This is a genomic window from Altererythrobacter sp. BO-6 (assembly GCF_011047315.1).
Lineage (GTDB): Bacteria > Pseudomonadota > Alphaproteobacteria > Sphingomonadales > Sphingomonadaceae > Erythrobacter.
The window spans coordinates 2,510,846-2,529,893 of record NZ_CP049259.1 but is presented as its reverse complement, the minus strand read 5'-3'; the positions used below and the strand labels follow the sequence as shown (position 1 = coordinate 2,529,893).

10 protein-coding genes are annotated in these 19,048 nt (G+C 59.5%); 6 read left to right on the top strand and 4 right to left on the bottom strand.

What is annotated here, in order from left to right; translation table 11 throughout:
* Positions 1-1,992: a tetratricopeptide repeat-containing sulfotransferase family protein gene (locus tag G6N82_RS12330; RefSeq protein ID WP_165196870.1), complete on the top strand. Its 1,992-nt coding sequence runs from the start codon at positions 1-3 to the stop codon at positions 1,990-1,992.
* Here the strand turns inward: G6N82_RS12330 and G6N82_RS12325 are convergent.
* Both G6N82_RS12325 and G6N82_RS12320 read right to left on the bottom strand, forming a co-directional pair.
* Positions 1,987-2,700, bottom strand: coding sequence for a 2OG-Fe(II) oxygenase family protein (locus G6N82_RS12325; RefSeq protein ID WP_165196868.1), 714 nt, complete (start codon positions 2,698-2,700; stop codon positions 1,987-1,989). The genes G6N82_RS12330 and G6N82_RS12325 overlap by 6 nt on opposite strands.
* On the bottom strand, positions 2,697-3,101 hold the full coding sequence (locus tag G6N82_RS12320) for a hypothetical protein (RefSeq protein ID WP_165196866.1): 405 nt from the start codon (positions 3,099-3,101) through the stop codon (positions 2,697-2,699). Before G6N82_RS12320 ends, G6N82_RS12325 begins: the two co-directional genes overlap by 4 nt.
* Positions 3,102-3,121: 20 nt before the next feature.
* Here G6N82_RS12320 and G6N82_RS12315 point away from each other — a divergent pair, with 20 nt between their 5' ends.
* From G6N82_RS12315 to G6N82_RS12300, 4 genes are all read left to right on the top strand, one after another.
* Positions 3,122-6,292 carry a TonB-dependent receptor gene (locus tag G6N82_RS12315; RefSeq protein WP_165196864.1) on the top strand — a complete coding sequence of 1,057 codons (3,171 nt, stop codon included), beginning with the start codon at positions 3,122-3,124 and terminating at the stop codon, positions 6,290-6,292.
* A 109-nt stretch (positions 6,293-6,401) separates the two neighbouring features.
* Positions 6,402-7,187, top strand: coding sequence for a hypothetical protein (locus tag G6N82_RS12310; protein ID WP_165196862.1), 786 nt, complete (start codon positions 6,402-6,404; stop codon positions 7,185-7,187).
* 14 nt (positions 7,188-7,201) lie between these two features.
* Positions 7,202-8,782 (top strand): sulfotransferase, encoded by a 1,581-nt coding sequence (locus tag G6N82_RS12305; protein ID WP_165196860.1) that lies wholly within the window; start codon positions 7,202-7,204, stop codon positions 8,780-8,782.
* A gap of 332 nt (positions 8,783-9,114) precedes the next feature.
* A complete protein-coding gene (locus G6N82_RS12300) occupies positions 9,115-12,288 on the top strand; it encodes a TonB-dependent receptor (protein WP_165196858.1) in 3,174 nt (1,057 codons plus the stop codon).
* A gap of 80 nt (positions 12,289-12,368) precedes the next feature.
* On the opposite strand, the gene clpB is transcribed toward G6N82_RS12300, so the two are convergent.
* Both clpB and G6N82_RS12290 read right to left on the bottom strand, forming a co-directional pair.
* Positions 12,369-14,948 (bottom strand): ATP-dependent chaperone ClpB, encoded by a 2,580-nt coding sequence (clpB, locus tag G6N82_RS12295; protein WP_165196856.1) that lies wholly within the window; start codon positions 14,946-14,948, stop codon positions 12,369-12,371.
* A gap of 164 nt (positions 14,949-15,112) precedes the next feature.
* The gene (locus G6N82_RS12290) at positions 15,113-16,681 is read right to left on the bottom strand and encodes a leucyl aminopeptidase (RefSeq protein ID WP_165196854.1); all 1,569 of its coding nucleotides are present in this window, start codon (positions 16,679-16,681) and stop codon (positions 15,113-15,115) included.
* 156 nt (positions 16,682-16,837) lie between these two features.
* Between G6N82_RS12290 and G6N82_RS12285 the strand changes: the two genes are divergently transcribed.
* Positions 16,838-18,991: an acylase gene (locus G6N82_RS12285; protein WP_165196852.1), complete on the top strand. Its 2,154-nt coding sequence runs from the start codon at positions 16,838-16,840 to the stop codon at positions 18,989-18,991.
* The last annotated feature ends 57 nt before the right edge of the window (positions 18,992-19,048 follow it).

Sequence of the window (19,048 nt, the reverse complement as noted above, 5' to 3'; positions counted from 1 at the left end):
ATGAACCAGATCGCCGTCACAATGCAGCGCGCTGTCGCAGCGATACAGCAATCTGATTTCACAACCGCCCAACAGCTTGCGAAGCAGGCGTTAAAGCTGCAGCCGACCAACCCGCAGATTTTGCAGGTCCTGGGTATCGCACAGATGGAAGGCGGCGATCCAGTAAGCGGGATGCAGACGCTTGAGCGGGCACTGGTCCTCGCACCAAAGGACACCAACCTTAGGTTCAATGTGGCAAAGGCCGCCTTCCAGGCGCGCCGGTTCGATAGGGTTGAAGTATTACTGGCATCGGTTGGCGAAGACTTAGGTGCCCTTCACTTGCGCGCATTGGGACAAAAGGAAGCTGGCAATCACGACAAAGCCGCCGATCTCTTCAGTCTCGCCGCCAACAAAGCCCCGAACGATCCGCAACTGCTCAACAATTTCGGAAATGCGCTGATTTCTGCAGGCAGGTTCAAAGAGGCCATCGAGGTCTTGGCAAGAGCACATAGCAACGACCTCAGGTCTGCCCATATCCTTCTAAATCTAGGTCGTGCCCGATCAGGAAACGACGAGTTCGCTGCTGCATTGGATTGCTTCAGGCAGGCAGCGGCAATCAAGCCACAGGACGCCAAGGTTCAGTTTGAACTCGGCAAATCTCTCCTGCTGCATTCATCCCCTGAGGAAGCCCTGCCCTTGCTGTCGGAAGCCGCCAGGGGCGGGATCCGTGACCCGGAAGTGTTCATACTGATCGGTTCTGCTTATTCGGCACTCGAACTGCGCGAGGAGGCCGAGAAAGCTTACCGGATGGCATTGACGCTTGCTCCTTCCAATATCAGGGCCCACGTCAATCTGGGTTTGCTTTTCGAACAGGAAAACCGACTAAACGATCTTGCGGAGCTGGTGTCCCAAGCCGAGGTGCGGGGGATCACAGGAGGAGATATCGCTTACCTTCGCGCTTTGCTGCTTCAGCGCGAGGGCAAGTTGTCAGAGGCCCTTAGTTTGGTTCAGTCCAGCCAACCGGAGTTTCTCGATGAAATCGTTCGCGACGAGTTCATTGGCAAGATAGCCGATCGCATAGGCGACTACACGGTCGCATGGCACGCCTTCACGCGGATGAACGCGGCAATGGCTAACAAACCGGAAGCACGACAGTTTAATGGATCTGAGCACAGTGCCTTGATCGCATCGCGAACGATCCGCATGTCGACAGATTGGGCAGCCTCATGGATTGATCATGCACCTAGCGATCAAAGGCTGTCACCTGTCATGCTCGGCGGTTTCCTGCGTTCGGGAACTACACTGCTGGACACAATCCTGATGGGTCATCCTTCCACACATGTCCGCGAAGAGGAAGCGATGATTGCCCGCCTTGAGGAGGCCGCTGATGAGATCGATAGCCTGCCGGAAATGGGGCTAGAAGGCATCGCTGCCATGCGGAATGCGTATTACGACGAATTGCAGCGCGGCAGTAAGTTTACTGGTGACGCGCTTCTGATCGACAAATATCCGCTGATGACCGTCCGTGCCGCCTTTATCCATCGGGCCTTTCCGGACGCGAAATATGTCTTTGCATTGCGTCACCCCTGTGACGTCGTCCTTAGTTGCTACATGCAGAATTTCCGCGTCACTCGGGCAATGTCGAGCTTTCTCACAATCGAGAATTCGGCCAAGCTTTATGATGCAGTAATGTGCCATTGGATGCGCGCGCGCGAAGTGCTTCCTCTAAATGTCCACACCGTGCGTTACGAGGATATGGTGGTTGACCTTGAAGGCGAGCTTCGCCCGCTGCTCGATTTCCTAGGTCTTGAGTGGGATGCTTCCCTGCTCGACTATCAGACGACTGCCAAGGAACGCGGCTATATCCGCACGCCAAGCTACGCCCAGGTGACCGAGAAGCTCTACACTCGGTCAAGCGGCCGATGGGAATCCTATCGGGAATTCATGCGCCCCATTCTTCCGATCCTGGCGCCATGGGTGGAACGGTTCGGATACGAACCGCTCGAATTATGATGGGGCGGTCCGCAACCACCCTGTGATCGAATAGCGCGTCTGGCTGACGAAGGGCGGGACGAAGGTCACGCTGTGCGGCTGCGGGACCCGGAAAATGCGCAGGCAGTTGAACGCCGGCAGAAAACCGGTCAGCTCCTCGCCTTGCGGAAAAACCAGCAATCCTCCCCAGTCTGCCGACCAGTTCTCGGTCAGGCTGAAGACATAGGCCGCCCGCCGCCCCTTGCCCGCCACATCGTCATCATGCGCGGTCAGGAAATGTCCGGCCGAATAGGCTGTCGCCTGAGCATCGGCGAAAGCGATGTCATCGCAAGCGGTAATGAGGCGCAAATGGTCCATGACCGGCTCGCTGCACATGAATTCCGCAAAGGCATGCAGCTCATCCTGCGACGGTACGCGTTGTTCCCGTGCATCAGGAACCCGGATCGAGCGGAACCGGAACTGGAAACCGCGGGCGGCCTGCTGCCACACGAGTTCGTCAAGCTGCCGCTTTTGTGCAGGATCAAGTGCCTCAAATGCTCCGGCCGCCATGTCATAGGCCTGGTCCCTGCCTTGGAACACCTCGACCCAATCTTGCCTCTGAGCGAGGCTGCCAGCCAGCGCGGAGGCTTCATCGTCGGGCAGGAAGCGGCCGATTGAAACGCAGCCGTGCACGGCAAAGGCTTCGCGCAGCTGGGTCAGATCGGATCGTTCAAGCGCGGTGAGGTTCATTCCTCCGATCTATCCGAAGTCTTGTCGCTCGAGAAGTGCCAGCGCGCCATCCGCAACAAGGGATAGAAGTCTGGAATGGACGGCTCATCATACTGGGTTTCCTGCGGATGCAAGTGCAGAAAGAAGAGCTTAGCCCCCTTTTTAAAGGTCCGGTTAATCGCACGCAAACCGTTCTTGGCATTTTCTAGATTGGCTAGGGGCATTCTCGCGGATTTGGGGATGCTCGGGTTCATGGTCACGTCTGAATTCAAGACTGGCTGACATCTAGTGACAAAAGCGGCGGCGGAAGGAGTTGTGGCAAATTTGCCACTTTCTAGCTTGTAGGCGTCGTTCTTAGTGTGGAACCTGCTCGCTCGGGTTGCACCTCCCGCCCCCTTTTGCTCTAAATTGTCAATCATCATTTGGACTGGGGTCATCAACAATGAAGAGAATCAATTCGAAGTCGCATGGGCGACTGCCGCTCATGGCGGGTGTAGCGCTCAGCGCAGTCGTAATTGCCAACCCGGCATTGGGCCAGGAAGCGAACGCTACTGACAGCGACGATCAGGCTAGCGAAGCGGCGCCCCAAGCCTCGGGCATCGTCGTCACCGGCTCGCGCATCCAGAACGTTACCCCGTTCAATAGCCCGGATCCGATTGCGATCGTCAGCCCGGAAGTGGCCAAGAAGGAAGGCAAGCTCTCACTGGCTGAAGCTTTGCAGACCTCGCCGATTGCGGCTGGCTCGACTCAGATAACTTCCGCAATTTCGTCCAACTTTGTCACCAATGGAGGGCCGGGCGCACAAACGGTTGACCTGCGCGGCCTGGGCGCCAACCGCACGCTCGTTCTGCTTAACGGCCGCCGTGCTGGTCCGGCGGGTACGCGTGGCGGGGTTTCGTCATTCGACCTTAACGTTCTGCCGCTTTCGATCATCAACGACATCCAGATCCTGAAGACCGGTGCGTCGTCGGTTTACGGTTCAGATGCCGTCGCCGGGGTGGTCAACATCATGACTGGCAGGAAGGACGATGGACTGACGCTCAACTTCAACACATCTGTTCCGTTTGACGGCGGCGGCGAGGAATACCGCATCAGCGGCAGCTACACGAAGACATTCGATCGTGGTCATTTCATGATTGCGGGCGACTATTCGCGGACGAACGAGCTTGCCCGTGGGGATCGCGATTATCTGGCCTGCCCCGAAGCCTACATCTTCGATGAAGCCGGCAACCGTGCCGACCTGATCGATCCGCGCACCGGCAAACCGCATTGTGAAGACCTGCGCTGGGGCCACGTGTGGACTTACAACTTAATCGATAACATGCGGCTCGATGGCCCGGGCGGACCAGACACCGGGATCCAAACGTCGCCAGGTGGGCGCACCGTTCTGATTCAATACCAGTATGCAGATGGGCCCGGCGGAGGCGTATTGAACATTCCCGCTTATGGCGCCCCGTCATACGAAGGCGACCTTGGTGTACCGGCTGGTTTCTTCCCGACCGGATATGACGCCGCTTCGATGGCGGTTCAGAACGCATATCACCCCTTCGTGGAAGAGCAGACGATTGTCCCCGAAACCGATCTGTACACCATTTATGCCGAAGGTGCTTACGAGATTTCCGATGCTGTCGAATTGTTCGGAGAGTTTCTCTTCAATCGTCGGGAAACCTACCAAAACGGTTGGCGGCAGTTCTGGAACTTTGGTTGGACTGGCGACCTTTACGGTACCGGTTCTCCCACCGACTTCAACTATTGGGGGGCCGGCTGGCAGGGTGTCAACTTTATCAGTCCCACGGCAATCACAAACTTGAGTGATAACAGCCAGAAGGTCGATTACTACCGTGGCGTAGCCGGTCTGCGTGGCAATTTGGGCGGCAAGGGTGACTGGAAGTACGAAGTATATGGCCAGTACAGCAAGAGTGTGGGGCGCTATCGCAGCCAGCAGATCCTGCAGGACGCCTACGACTCCGGCTATTTCCAGTATAGCTCCTGTGTCGGATCGACGCTGCCCGTTTCGGGCAAGCAGTGTATCGACATACCGTGGGCCGACCCTGAGTTCCTTCGTGGCAACCTGACCCAGGAGCAAATCGACTTCCTGTTCGATTGGGAGGAAGGCAAAACTGTATACACCCAATTGACTGGCGAAGCGTCGGTGTCCGGATCGCTTTTCGATCTGCCCGCCGGTCCGGTCGGGGTTGCAATGGGTGTTACAGCGCGGCGGGACAAAATTAATGATACGCCGGGCGAGATTACGCTCGCCGCCAACGCATGGGGCGCGTCGGCAAGTGGGATTACCGCCGGAAAGAGTGACACGCTAGAAGCTTTCGGCGAACTGAACGTACCGCTGCTTGCAGACAAGCCATTCTTCGAGGAGTTGACGCTTTCCGCCGCGGGCCGTGTCACCAATGTCAAGGCAACCCGCGCTTCGGATGGCGTGTCGGATTCCGATAACGGCAACTGGACTTACAAGCTGGGTTTGAACTGGGCAGTCAATGACTGGCTGCGGTTCCGCGGCAGTTACGGCACTTCGTTCCGCGCACCAGCACTGTTCGAACAGTTCCTGGCCGATGAGACGAGCTTCCAGTCGCAGGGACGCATTGATCCGTGTTCAAACTGGGCAGCTGGCCTGGCTGCTGGCACCACCTCCCAACGTGTAGCGGATAACTGCGCGGCAGATGGCATCCCCGGCAACTATGCTGCCGGCGGTGTAAGCGCCACGGTGATTTCGTCGGGCGGTCTGGGTGTACTTGAGGCGGGATCCTCAAAGGCGTTCGTCGTAGGGACTATTCTGACGCCGAAGCTGTCGTTCCTCGGAGATACCGATCTCCGCATTGCTGTCGACTATTTCAACATCAAGGTTGAGGGAGAAGTTGACCAGTTGGGCGCCGGCCAGATCCTCTTCGGCTGTTACAACTCGGAAGATTTCGCCAATGAGCCGCTCTGTGACCTGTTTACCCGTGGCCAGAACGCGACGGCGATTTACCAGATTAACGAAGTTTTCGACAAGTTCGTCAATATCGCGCAGCAGAAGAACAGCGGTATCGACGTAGCTGTAAATCTGCGTCACGACTTCGGAAATCTTGGCTTGTTGTCGCTTACGGCGGATATGACATGGCAGTTGAAGGACGACTTCGTCCTTCTGCCCGGATCGCCGATTGAATCCGACAATGGCGAGGCCGGCTCACCAAAGTGGGTCGGAGACTTCCGGGCAACCTGGTCGCATGATTCCGGCTTGAGCCTATTCTATGGGGTGAACGTGATTGGCGCGACTTCCAACCAGCGGGAGTTGGAGGATGCCTTTGGCGGCCCCTGTATCAATTCGTTCAACCGTCAGGACACCGCTAGCACGGCGGATGACCTGCCGATCTATGGCACATATTGCCCTGACGTAACTGCAAGTGCGAAGTTCTATCACAACTTCTCGATTACCCAGGAGATCGCGGATGGCAGATTTGCGATTACCGCTGGTATCAACAATTTGTTCGATACGCGTCCGCCGCGGGTGTCGGTACTGAACGGTGGCCAGATCACTATGCTCGGCCCGGTGATCGCTGCCTCGCAGTACGGCTTTGCCGGACGGCGTGGCTTCGTGAATGTGACTGCCAAGTTCTAAACTTCCCCCTAGGGTAGAACTTAAGAACGATATGGTGGGGCGGCATGGCAACATGCCGCCCCATTTGTTAGAGCAGTGGCCAAGCTTCAAGACGAGAAAGACACAAGCCATGCCGCAGATCTTGGTCCAGCGAGACAATCTGGACGAGGCAAATGCCGAATTCGCCCAGGAACGGCTGAAACAGCCGGTATTCCTCAACTCCGTGCCGAAGAGCGGGAGCCACCTGCTGCGCAACATTCTGCGCATGTTCGTGCCGGTGGACCAGCAATACAGTGCCGATTTCATCCAATGGGCCAATATGAAGCAACATTTGGGGGCGTTTTCGGCAGCGAACCCGATGCTCAGTTGGGGGCACCTCTTCTTTGCAGACGCATCGGCGATCGAGACGGCACCGACACGCCGGATCTTGCTCTATCGTGACCCCTATGATTGGGTAATTGCCCGAGCTCGCTTTATCCTTTCCGATCAATTTGAAGGTAACGTCGATCATCTGGCCAGTGGCGCCCTGACAGCTGACGAACTGCTGACGATGATGGTCTTCGGGTTGCCGGGGAAGCTGCCGTCACTCAACGACATCTATGAACTCAATGCCGCAGCCTGGCTCGGCGCCCGCTGCCATATCGTAACCTATGAGGAACTGGTCCTGCATGTCCAGGCTCTGGACACCGGTGAGGCGGAGCGCTTCTTCGGCGCCCTGCTGGATGCTTGCGGGATCGCCCTGCCCGCAGACTGGCGCGTCCGCGTCAAGCGCGGTTCTGATCGGCGCCAAAGCGGCACTTCTCGTGAGAACCTGTCGGGAGTTGCGATAGAACTGCCTGACGTTCTTGGCGAGCGGCACCGCGCTTTGGTAGATTATCAGGCCCCTGGCTTGCGGTCATTGCTCGGCTATGCCTGAGGTCCGGAGGTAAGATGAACCAGCAAGGCACAGTGACAACCAATCTTGCGCTTGCGCGGGCGCAGAGCCTGCTGGAATCCGAACGGTACGAGCAAGCCGCGCAGTTGCTGCTGGGCTACTTGCGCCAGCATCCAACTGACGCCCGAGCACTCGCCAAACTTGGCTTTGCCGCGCTGCGGCTGGGGGCGCTTGGCCAGGCTGAGCATTTTCTCCGCAATGCCTTGGCGAAAGGCGCGACCGATTTCGATACGCGCCGCAATCTGGCAGTCACGATTAGCCAGCAGCAGCGCCCGCTAGAAGCGCTGGAGATGTTCGAAAGATTGTCGAATGAAAGTGGCGAGCATCACTTCCAGGCCATCGTCGCTGGCTTGCTTGAAAAAATCGGGCGCAGCCAAGAAGCGCGTGAATTATATCAGCAAATCTTGCAGGAGCATGCGTCGGATCCCCAAGTCTGGGTTGCATATGGACACAGCTTGCGTGCCGCTGGCGATGTAGATCGTGCGATTGCCGCCTATCGTGAAGCAATCGCCATCAACGATGAATTTGGCGAAGCCTGGTGGGGCATTGCCAGCATCAAGCGTAAAATACTTGACGAGAACGATATCTCGGCAATGCGGAAGTCGCTGGTGATCGCGATTGATCCGCGCAATCAGGCTCCTCTCAATTTCGCCCTTGCACGGGCGCTCCACGACATTGGCGACTTTCAAGCCGCATTTACGCATTACGAAGAAGGGAACCGCATTCGGGCCGAGGAACTCAACTACAATGCCGACGAACTGACGCAGGAAATCACCGAAGTCGAGCAGCGCATCGACTCTACCTTTGTGCAGCGCCTTTCGAGCGAGCCGGTGGGGGCTGTCACTCCGATTTTCATCGTCTCTTTGCCAAGGTCAGGTTCCACCCTGCTTGAGCAAATGCTGGGCAGCCATCCGTCAATCGAACCTGTCGGCGAACTCCCTTATATTCCTGCCATCCTTCGTAGTTTCATGGAAATGGCAACCCGGCGAGGCAAGGTTACCGTTACGCAAGCACTGATGGCATTGCCTGAAGATCAAGCGCGCAGGTTTGGCGAAGATTACCTTCGACGGATGCAGGTACACCGCACCACTGAGCGCCCTTTCATCATCGATAAGCTACCGCACAACTGGAACAATATCCTGTTCATTCGCCGGATTCTTCCTCAAGCACGCTTCATTGACATCCGCCGTCCGGCAATGGATTGCTGTTTTTCGAACTTCACACAATCATTTACCAGTGCCCATCCATCATCCTTTACGCTTAAGGATGTAGGTCGAAGTTACGTCGACTATGTCCGGATTATGGCTCATCTCCAAAAGGTAGCGCCGGGCCTGGTCCACCATGTCGACTACAGCAACCTAGTCGAGGATGCGCGGGAAGAGGTTGGCAAGGCAATTGAATATCTCGGATTGGATTGGTCCGAATCTGTGCTCGAATTCCACCGTTTGGATCGAGTCGTACGCACTCCGAGCAGTGAACAGGTGCGGCGTCCGATAAATCGCGATGGAATGGAAGTCTGGCGACCTTATTCGCAGTGGCTCGACCCGCTGAGGGAAACTTTGGGCGACCTAGCCTAAGTTGGCATTGCCCAGCCACAGGCATGGCAAAGCACGCGATGGAAAAGTCGCCATAGCATTATGAGATTCGACCGTTCGTGCATCTGATCGCTCTTTATTGCGACGCTAATCCATGGCCCACATTGGACTTCAGGAGTGCGGCAGGCGCGGCATTTGTTGCAATATGGCTACACAGCTAGTGCCAATCGAAACTTTCTATCTGTGGGGATTGAAACCAGATAAGCAGAATTGCATTGATCGGGTAGCTGCCTGTTACGGCTGGGTCGTTTGGCTGCGATTCTTATTGGAAATACGAAGGCCGGTCGCTCGATCGGCAAACTGGGGACTGACATATGAACTTCACGACGAACGCGGCTAACCGCCGCGTAAAGCTATTAGCAGGTGCCGGCATTGCCGCGCTCGTCCTGGCGGCTGCTCCTGCCGTTGCACAGGATGCAGACGATGCCGATATTACCGATGAGGCAACTGCTGCTGAGCCTGCGAATATTATTGTTACTGGCTCGCGTATCTTGCGGCCCGAACTCGATAGCGCTGTGCCGGTCACTTCGGTGAACGCAGAAACGCTCATTCGCAGCAGCAATGTCCAGCTTGGCGATGCGCTCAACGAATTGCCGCAGCTTCGCGGAACTTTCGGCTCGCAGAACTCCGGACGTTTCATCGGCACCGCCGGGCTCTCCGTGCTCGACCTGCGTGGCTTGGGCACGGACCGTACCCTGACCCTCGTTAACGGTCGCCGTCACGTCTCTTCCCAGCCCGGAAGTTTCACGGTGGACGTCGCCACGATCCCGACCGAACTTCTTGAGCGGGTCGATGTCGTTACGGGCGGCAATTCAGCAATTTACGGTTCGGACGCCGTTGCTGGTGTCGTGAACTTCGTGCTCAAGGACGACTACGAAGGGATCAACATTAGCGGCCAGGCTGGTATCAGCAACTATGCCGACCGCGGCTCGTATTCGATCAGCGGGACTGCCGGCAAGAATTTCGCTGACGGCCGTGGCAACATCGCAGTTGCAGCAGAATACTCGCGCCAGAGGCCGCTGTTGAATAGCGAACGCGACTATATCGGCGCCTTCACCGGCGCGCCGGGTTTCAGCACAACCGATATCAACTTCGACGAATCTCCCGCAGGCGATGGCATCCCGGATACGACATACTTCAATGGCGTCCCGTTTGGCCTGAAATTCAACCAGATTGCGGCGGGCGGTGCGGTCTTGACTGCTTGTCCGGCAGAAAACCTGGCCAGCGCGTCGACCACTCTTCGTCGTTCGCTCGTATGCACGGGACAGCTCTCGCCCACTGGCGGCCGACTGTCCGACAACTATTTCTTCCTTGATGATGGTACGCTCGTCCGGAACAATCCCTTCGCAGATCTTCGCCCCTTCGGTGGCGGCACAATCGGCGGACTTGGCTCAAGCGTCAATCTGCCCGACGGCCAGCTCCAGGTCGGCGTCGAGCGTCGTTCGGTAAACCTGCTTTCGAAGTTCGAATTCTCGCCCGCGGCGGAATTTTTCTTCGAAGGAAAATATGTCAAGGTCACCGCAAACCAGGCCTCGAACCAGCCAACCTTCACTTCGGGTGGCGGGACCACCTCGACCTTCTCGATCAACAACCCGTTCCTTACGGATCAGGCACGGGCGACGCTGGTCAACATTCTGCCGGCGGGAGCGACCGCGTTCAGCTTCCTGCGCTTCAACGCAGATCTCGGTACGCGCGCAGAAGATCACAACCGCGAGACCTATCGCTTTGTTGGCGGTCTGCGCGGCCAGTTGAGCGACACGGGTAACCTCTTCTACGAGGTGGCCGCAAACTACGGCAAGACGAACACCTATTACGAAACTGGCGGCAACTTGCTGACCGCCAATTTCAACAAGGCCGCCAATGCCGTGCGGAACACGGCAGGTGAGATTGTTTGCGCGGTGAACGCTGACGCCAGCACCACCAATGACGATCCGAATTGCGTTCCGATCAACCTTTTCGGCGTCAACAACATGAGCCAGGCAGCGAAGGATTATGTGCTCTACACGTCCTCGCGCAAGCAAAATGCTGAGCAGCTCAATTTCACCGGCTTCGTGTCCGGCGATTCCACGGGCATTTTCGAGCTTCCGGGTGGCCCAATCGGCTTTGCGGTTGGTGGCGAATATCGCCGGGAGAAAGCCTTCTCCGCATATGACGATGTAACCGCGTCGGGACAGACCTTCCTCAACTCGTTTGCAGATTTCGCGCCGCCAACGTTCGAGGTATCGGAAGTCTTTGGGGAAATCCGCGTCCCGCTGCTCTCTGGTATAACTCTGATTGAGGAGCTGACGCTGGAGGGTTCGGTCCGTTACTCGGATTACAACTTCTCGGGCGGTGCGACGGCTTATAACCTGGGTGTCGTTTACTCGCCCACTCCGGGCCTTCGCCTGCGCGGCGGCTACGCCCGCTCTGTGCGTGCCCCGAACCTGAACAACACTTTCGCTTCGCGGACCGAAACCTTCGCCAACGGCCTGGTCGATCCATGTAGCCAGAACGTGATCAACCAGAACCCCAATCGCGCAGCTCGCTGTGCCGAAGCGGGTATTCCGACCACGATCACCCTGCCCGATGGTTCGGTGGTGCCATTCACGAACGTGCCGAGCACCGGCGTGTCTGGCTTCAACCAGGGTAACCCGGATCTCTTGCCAGAAGTTGGCAAGAGCTTCACGGTTGGCGCGGTTTTCCAGCCGGAATTCCTGCCTGGCTTCTCGCTTACCGTCGACTACTACGACATCAAGGTCGAGAACGTGATTTCGGGCCTTACCGGACAAGCGATCATCAACCGTTGCTATGAAGACCCGGTGACCATTAACAACCCGTTCTGCGATGCCGTTTTCCGGCGTGGCAACACAGGCGATCCGTTCAGCTCCTATGCGTTTGATGGCCAGTCAAACCGTGTATTCCCCGGCTTGCCCGCCGAGAATATTCCGCGTCTTGGCCCGGCATTCCTGAACCAGCCGTTCAACTTCGCCGCGCTCGAAACTTCCGGGATTGACCTGCGTGCACAATACTCCCGCACGCTCAACGATGACTGGAGCATCGATCTCAGCGCGATCGTGAGCTGGCTGGAGGAGCGTCGGGACTTCAGCTTCATCACGGATCCTGAACGGGCTACCCGGACGAAGCGCACGCTTGGCGATCCTGAGTGGCAGTTCAACATCAATGCGTCGGTCACTTATAAGAACTTCACGTTCGTCTATGAGGGCCGCTTCATCGACAAGATGTTGATTGGTGCATATGAAACCCAGCTCGGCTATCAGGGCCGGCCGCCGACGAATGCGGACGCCTTCCCGCAGCTCTACTACCCCGAAATCTACTACAGCGACATTCGGGGGGAGTTCGACGTTAACGACGAGTTCGAGTTCTACATTGGCGTCGACAATCTATTTAACCGTCTTCCGCCCTTCGGCCTCACCGGCGTTGGCGATGGCAGCGGTATCTACAACAATACCGGTCGCTTTTTCTACGCGGGCTTTAATTTCAAGCTCTGAAGAAGCGTCTCAAGACCATGCAGAAAGGCCCCGGGAAACCGGGGCCTTTTTTTGTTGGACTGGAATTTGACAGCTTTGAATCAGTTCACCACCATCTTCAGCTCGCCGTCGCCTTCGTCGATCTTGACCGTGCTGCCATCGGGCACCTTGCCTTCCAGCAGCATCTCAGCCAGCGGGTCCTGCAGGTAACGCTGCACCGCCCGCTTCAGCGGCCGCGCGCCATAGACCGGATCGTAGCCGACGCGGCCAAGCCATTTCTTCGCCCCGTCCGTAAGGTCGAGCGTGATCTTGCGATCCTTGAGCAGCTTCTGCACCCGGCTGACCTGGATCTCGACGATCGGCGCCATATGCTCCTGCCCCAGCCGGTGGAACAGGATGATTTCGTCCAGCCGGTTGAGGAATTCGGGGCGGAAGTGCCCGCGCACGACATCCATCACCTGCGGCTCGACGTCCTCTACCTTCTGGTCGTCGCCCAGGTTGGCAAGATACTGGCTGCCGAGGTTCGAAGTGAGGATGATCAGTGTGTTGGAGAAATCGACCACCCGGCCCTGCCCGTCGGTCAGGCGCCCGTCATCAAGCACCTGCAGCAGCACGTTGAATACGTCGTTGTGCGCTTTCTCGACCTCGTCGAACAGCACCACCTGATAGGGGCGGCGGCGGACCGCTTCGGTCAGCACTCCGCCCTCTTCATAGCCGACATAACCCGGAGGCGCGCCGATCAGCCGCGCCACCGCGTGCTTCTCCATGAATTCGCTCATGTCGATGCGCACCATCGCGGTGTCGTCATCGAACAGGAATTCGGCCAGCGCCTTGGTCAGCTCGGTCTTGCCGACGCCGGTCGGGCCAAGGAACAGGAAGCTGCCGAGCGGGCGATTGGGGTCCTGCAGGCCCGCGCGTGCGCGGCGCACGGCCTTGCTGACCGCTTCGATCGCCTGGCTCTGCCCGATCACCCGCTTGCCCAACAGCTGCTCCATCTGCAGCAGCTTGTCGCGCTCGCCTTCCATCATCTTGTCGACCGGGATTCCGGTCCAGCGGCTGACGACACCGGCGATGTCTTCCTCGGTCACTTCCTCGCGCAACAGCGCGTTTTCAGACGCGCCACGTGCGCCTTCCAGCTGCTTTTCCAGCTCGGGGATGCGCCCGTATGACAGCTCGCCCGCCTTGGCCAGATCGCCTTCGCGCTGCGCCTGCTCGAGTTCCAGGCGCGCAGCGTCAAGCTGTTCCTTGATCCGGCTTTCGGCGTGGATCTTGTCACGCTCGTTCTGCCAGCGCGTGGTGAGCGCGGCAGACTGCTCTTCCAGCTCCGCCAGCTCCTCGCGCAGCACCTTCAGCCGGTCCTTGGAGGCCGTGTCGCTTTCCTTGGCGAGCGCGGATTCCTCGATCTTGAGCTGGATGATCCGCCGGTCGAGCTTCTCGATCTCTTCCGGCTTCGATTCCACTTCCATGCGGATACGGCTCGCCGCCTCGTCCATCAGGTCGATCGCCTTGTCGGGCAGGAAGCGGTTCTGGATGTAGCGGTTGGAAAGCTGCGCCGCCGCGACCAGCGCACTGTCGGTGATATTCACCCCGTGGTGCAGCTCGTACTTCTCTTTAAGCCCGCGCAGGATCGAGATCGTGTCCTCGACGCTCGGCTCCTCGATATAGACCGGCTGGAAACGCCGCTGGAGGGCCGGGTCCTTCTCGACATACTTCTGGTATTCGTCGAGCGTGGTGGCGCCGATACAGTGCAACTCGCCGCGGCTCAGCGCGGGCTTGAGCAGGTTCGAGGCATCCATGCTGCCTTCGCTGGCACCGGCGCCGATCAGCGTGTGCATCTCGTCGATGAACAGGATGATCTGCCCATCCGAGCCCTTGACCTCGTCGAGCACGGTCTTGAGCCGCTCTTCGAACTCGCCGCGGTACTTCGCACCGGCGATCAGCGCGCCCATGTCGAGGCTCATCAGCGTGCGCCCCTTGAGGCTGTCGGGCACGTCACCATTGGCGATGCGCAGCGCCAGTCCTTCCGCGATTGCGGTCTTGCCGGTGCCGGGTTCACCGATCAGCGCGGGATTGTTCTTGGTGCGGCGGGCAAGGATCTGGATCGTGCGGCGGATTTCCTCGTCGCGACCGATGACCGGATCGAGCTTGCCGTCGCGCGCCGCCTGCGTCAGGTCGCGGGCGAATTTCTTCATCGCGTCATAGGCGCTTTCGGCATTGGCGCTGTCCGCCGTCTTGCCCTTGCGCAGTTCGGCAATGGCCGCTTCCAGCGCCTTGGGATCAACGCCTGCCTGTTTCAGCGCCTGCCCCGCCTTAGTGGTGCTGGCAAGCGAGAGTGCAACCAGCAGCCGCTCGACCGTGACGTAGCTGTCGCCGGACTTTTCCGCGATCTGTTCGGCCTGGTCGAGCACGCGCACAGCGTCATTGTCGAGGCCCGGCGTCGCCTGTGCCCCGCCGCCCGACACGGCCGGGATCTTGCCCAGCTCGGTATCGACTTCGGTGATCGCCACGCCCGGGTTTCCGCCGGCGCGCTGGATCAGGCCCGCGGCCATGCCTTCATTATCCTCAAGCAAGGCCTTGAGCAGGTGCGTCGGGGTGATCCGCTGATGGTTCATGCGGATGGCAACGGTCTGCGCGCTTTGCAGGAAGCCCTTGGCGCGATCAGTGAATTTTTCCAGGTTCATCTACGATCCCTCACTCGCTAACCCCGCCAATATAGTGTTGCAGATTGGCAACACAAGATGCGCGGCATCCAAACCCGTCAGGTGTGTTACCTGACTAGGTGGGTCTTGCGAAGCGTTCCGCAAGACCCGGAGCGTCGATGATCGAAAATACCTATTTGGCGGCGCTATTGCGGCCGCCAGTTGCGCGCCATTTCATCAAGCAGCATCACACCGAAACCGCGCGCGCTGCCGGGGCACAACGGAGTAGTGCCAGTGCAGCGATCGACCGCCGCCATATCGATATGCACCCAGGGCAGATCCTGCGGCACGAAATACTCGATGAAATGCGCGCCAGCGCTTGCCCCGGGGGCAGGATCGGCATCGCTGTTCTTGATATCGGCGATGTCGGATTTGATCGCCTTGGCATAGGCGGGATGCAGCGGCAGCCGCCACAAAGGCTCGCCTGTCGCCTCACCCGCAGCAAGCGCGGCATCGGCATAGGCATCCTTGCGCGCAAACAGCGCCGCATATTCGGCGCCCAGCGCGCGCACCGCCGAACCGGTCAGTGTGGCGATATCGACCAAGGCAAAGGGCTTGTGCTGCTGAACGGTGTATTCGATCGCGTCGGACAGCACCAACCGGCCTTCAGCGTCAGTGCTGCGGATCTCGATCGTCTTGCCGGACATGGTGCGGACCACGTCACCCGGGCGCTGCGCATTGCCGCCCGGCATGTTTTCCGCCAGCGCCACCGCCGCAACCGCATGCACCGGCGCGCGCGACTTGGCGAGGCTGAGCACGGCACCGGTCACCGCAGCTGCGCCCGACATGTCTCCCTTCATCTCCCACATTCCGGGATTGGGCTTGATCGAAATCCCGCCGGTATCGAAGGTAATGCCCTTTCCTGCCAACGCGATCGGAGCCCCGCCGGCGCCCTTGTAAGTGATCATCATCAAGCGGCTGCCGCGCGGGCTGCCCTGCCCCACGCCCGCAATGGCGCCCATGCCGAGGCGGCGCATGGCGGCTTCGTCGAGCACTTCGATCGTGACGTTGGGAACCCCGCGAAACGCCGCACGGGTCCGTTCGACGAAGCTTTCCGGATAGATCACATTGGCCGGCTCGTTCACCAGGTCGCGGGCAAAGCGCACTCCGTCAGCCAGCGGCTGGTGGCGGCTGCGCCAGAGCGCTTCTGCTGCAGACGCATCCGGCCCGACCAGCGTGATAGCCTGCGCGGGCGGCATGGTGCGCGCACTCTGGTATCGATCGAAGCGGTACTGGCCCAGCGTTGCGCCGAACGCAGCATCGGCCATCGCCGCTGCATCGGGCAGGCCTGCGAGCGCGATGGGCGCATTTTCCTTCGCCATCGCCTGGGCGACACGCCCGCCCAGCGCACGCCAGTCTGCCGCCTTGCCGGCCTCGGGCGCCGCCCCGAACAGCATGATCGGGGGAGAACCTGCCGGAGCGGGGATCGCCAGCGTCTCACCCGCCTTGCCCGTGAACTTTGCCGCAGCGATGCGCTCGGCCGTATCCGCCGGCAAGGAGACTCCGGCCGGAAGTTCGGTGCCGGTCATCGCCACGGCCAGCGCCGCGCCCTGCGCCACGCCTTCAACAAAGCCAATCGGGCGTTCGGCGCTGTTTTGCGCTTCGCCGGGCGCAATGCCCGATCCGGCAATGTCCTGTGCAGCCAGCGCCGGGGCTGCCAGCGCCAGTGGTGCGGACAATGCCGCGGCGAGAAGCTTGGAACGAGAAAGATGCACGATATTGTCCCCTGGTATCCTGAATGAGTTGACCCCGGCAGCGAGGCAACGCAGTCTGAACGCCAAATCAGATAGAGGTTTCCCGTGATCCGAAAATGGCTTGTGCGTGGCGCCGGCGCCTTGTTCCTTTTGCTCCTCGCCCTACTCGTCGGGCTCATGACCTGGGAGCCGTTCTTCGCCGAACGCAGCAAGGCGCCCGACGAACAGCGGCAATACCGCGCGGAAATCATCCGCAGCGAATATGGCGTGCCGCATATCTACGGGAAGACCGACGCCGATGTCGCCTTCGGGGTCGCCATCGCGCAGGCAGAGGATGACTTCTTCACCCTGCAGGACGTGATCGCCATGGCGCGTGGCCGCTATGGCGCGATCGCGGGGCAGGAAGGCGCACAGATCGATTACGTCTATCACCTTCTCGACGCGCGCGGCACCGCACAGCGGCATTATCCGGCACTACCCGAAGATACGCGCGCGCTATTCGAAGCCTATGCCGCCGGGCTCAACCAATATGCCGCCGAGCATCCGCAAGAGCTGAAGCTGGCGAACCTCTTCCCGGTCAATGGCGAAGACATCGCCGCCGGTTTCGCCCTGCGCCAGCCGTTCTTCTTCGGCCTCAACGGCGTGATCCAGCCGCTGGTGACGGGCGAGCCGCTGCGCCGCGAATTCGGCCCCGACATTCCCGGCTTCCCCCGCGATGAAGGTCCGCAACTGGCCGCCGATGCGCCGCAGCAAGCCAGCGCCCACGCGCATCCGCTGCCGTGGGGCGAAATGGGGGCTTTATCCGGCTCGAACGCATTTGCAGTCGCGCCCGAAAAATCCGGTGGCCCATCGACGCTGATCTCCAATTCGCACCAGCCATTGCGCGGCGGTGTGGCATGGTACGAGATGGTGGTGGAGAGCGAGGAAGGCTGGCATTATGCCGGCGCCAATTTCCCCGGCTCGCCCTTCCCATTTCTGGGCCACAACCGGCATCTGGGCTGGACCAATACGGTCAATCGCCCGGACATGGTCGACATCTACAAACTTGAGATGGATGACAGCGGCACACGCTACAAACTCGATGGCGAATGGCGCGAGCTTGAAAGCAAGCGCGTGTGGCTACCGGTGAAATTCGGCCCGCTGGTCATCCCCTATCCGCAAACCGTGTATCGCAGCGCGCACGGCCCGGTGATCTTCAACCACACCGGGGTCTATGCCTTCCGCTATGGCGGGATCGACCGGATCGACCAGCTTGACGCCTATTACCGGCTCAACAAATCGACCACTTTCGAAGAATGGCAGGCGCAGCTGGCGCGCATGGCAGTGCCAAGCACCAATTTCATCTACGCCGATGAAAAGGGCAATATCGCATATGTGTACAACGCGGCGATCCCTGACCGGCCCGAAGACCTGAAGGCAAACTGGCGCAGCGTGCTGCCGGGCGACCGGAGCGATCTGATCTGGCAAGGCGCAGTCGATTTCGCGGAGATCCCCAAGCTCATCAATCCGTCCTCCGGCTGGCTCTATAATTCGAACAACGAGCCCTACACGGCAGCGGGCGCGGCGGACGACCTGAAGCCGGCCGATTTCTCGCCCGTGCTCGGGATTGAGGACAAGCAGACCAATCGCTCGCGCCGGGCGTGGAATCTTCTGAGCGAAGCGGGCACGCTTGACCGCGAAACGCTGCGCCGGATCAAGTATGATACCGCTTATGAACGCACCGGCTATGTCGGCGATCTGTGGGACGCGCTGGAAAAGCTGGACCTGTCAGGCGATGCCGAACTGGCCAAGGCGCGCGATCTGTTGGTCGGCTGGGACTTCACCGCCGACAGCAAGGGCGCGGCTGACAGCCTGGCCCTGCTGATGATCAAGGACTTCATGTCCGCCGAATACCAGAACAAGCCCTATCCCGACGTCGCGGACCAGCTACGCCAGCATGTCGATCATCTGAAGACGCATTTCGGCCGGATCGATCCGCCAATGTCGGAGCTGTTGCGGCTGCGGCAGGGCACAGGGGACCGGCGGGTCGACCTGCCGCTCGATGGCGGCTCGGATACGCTTCGCGCCTCCACAACGTGGAAGGTCGATGAGGATGGCCGCCTCAGCCTGGTCCATGGTGACAGCTTCATCATGTGGGTCGAATGGCTTCCGGGCCAGCGTGTGCGCTCGCAATCGGTGCAGCCTTTCGGCGCCGCGATCAGCCGTCCCGAAAGCCCGCATTACACCGACCAGATGCAGCTGTTTGTCGACCACAAGCTCAAGCCGGTGCATTTCTGGCGCGAGGATGCGATCGCGAATGCCAGGCGGCGATATGTGGTTGAGTCCAACTGACACCTGTGTAAACAGAGGGCAGATTCCCGGGCTCGACCCGGGTTCGCCCCCTTACCT

What these genes read in the sequence shown, in the direction of transcription:
- G6N82_RS12330 (WP_165196870.1), top strand. Translation starts at nt 1, where the DNA reads ATGAACCAGATCGCCGTCACAATGCAGCGCGCTGTCGCAGCGATACAG.
- G6N82_RS12325 (WP_165196868.1), bottom strand. Translation starts at nt 2,700, where the DNA reads ATGAACCTCACCGCGCTTGAACGATCCGATCTGACCCAGCTGCGCGAA.
- G6N82_RS12320 (WP_165196866.1), bottom strand. Translation starts at nt 3,101, where the DNA reads ATGATGATTGACAATTTAGAGCAAAAGGGGGCGGGAGGTGCAACCCGA.
- G6N82_RS12315 (WP_165196864.1), top strand. Translation starts at nt 3,122, where the DNA reads ATGAAGAGAATCAATTCGAAGTCGCATGGGCGACTGCCGCTCATGGCG.
- G6N82_RS12310 (WP_165196862.1), top strand. Translation starts at nt 6,402, where the DNA reads ATGCCGCAGATCTTGGTCCAGCGAGACAATCTGGACGAGGCAAATGCC.
- G6N82_RS12305 (WP_165196860.1), top strand. Translation starts at nt 7,202, where the DNA reads ATGAACCAGCAAGGCACAGTGACAACCAATCTTGCGCTTGCGCGGGCG.
- G6N82_RS12300 (WP_165196858.1), top strand. Translation starts at nt 9,115, where the DNA reads ATGAACTTCACGACGAACGCGGCTAACCGCCGCGTAAAGCTATTAGCA.
- clpB (WP_165196856.1), bottom strand. Translation starts at nt 14,948, where the DNA reads ATGAACCTGGAAAAATTCACTGATCGCGCCAAGGGCTTCCTGCAAAGC.
- G6N82_RS12285 (WP_165196852.1), top strand. Translation starts at nt 16,838, where the DNA reads ATGACCTGGGAGCCGTTCTTCGCCGAACGCAGCAAGGCGCCCGACGAA.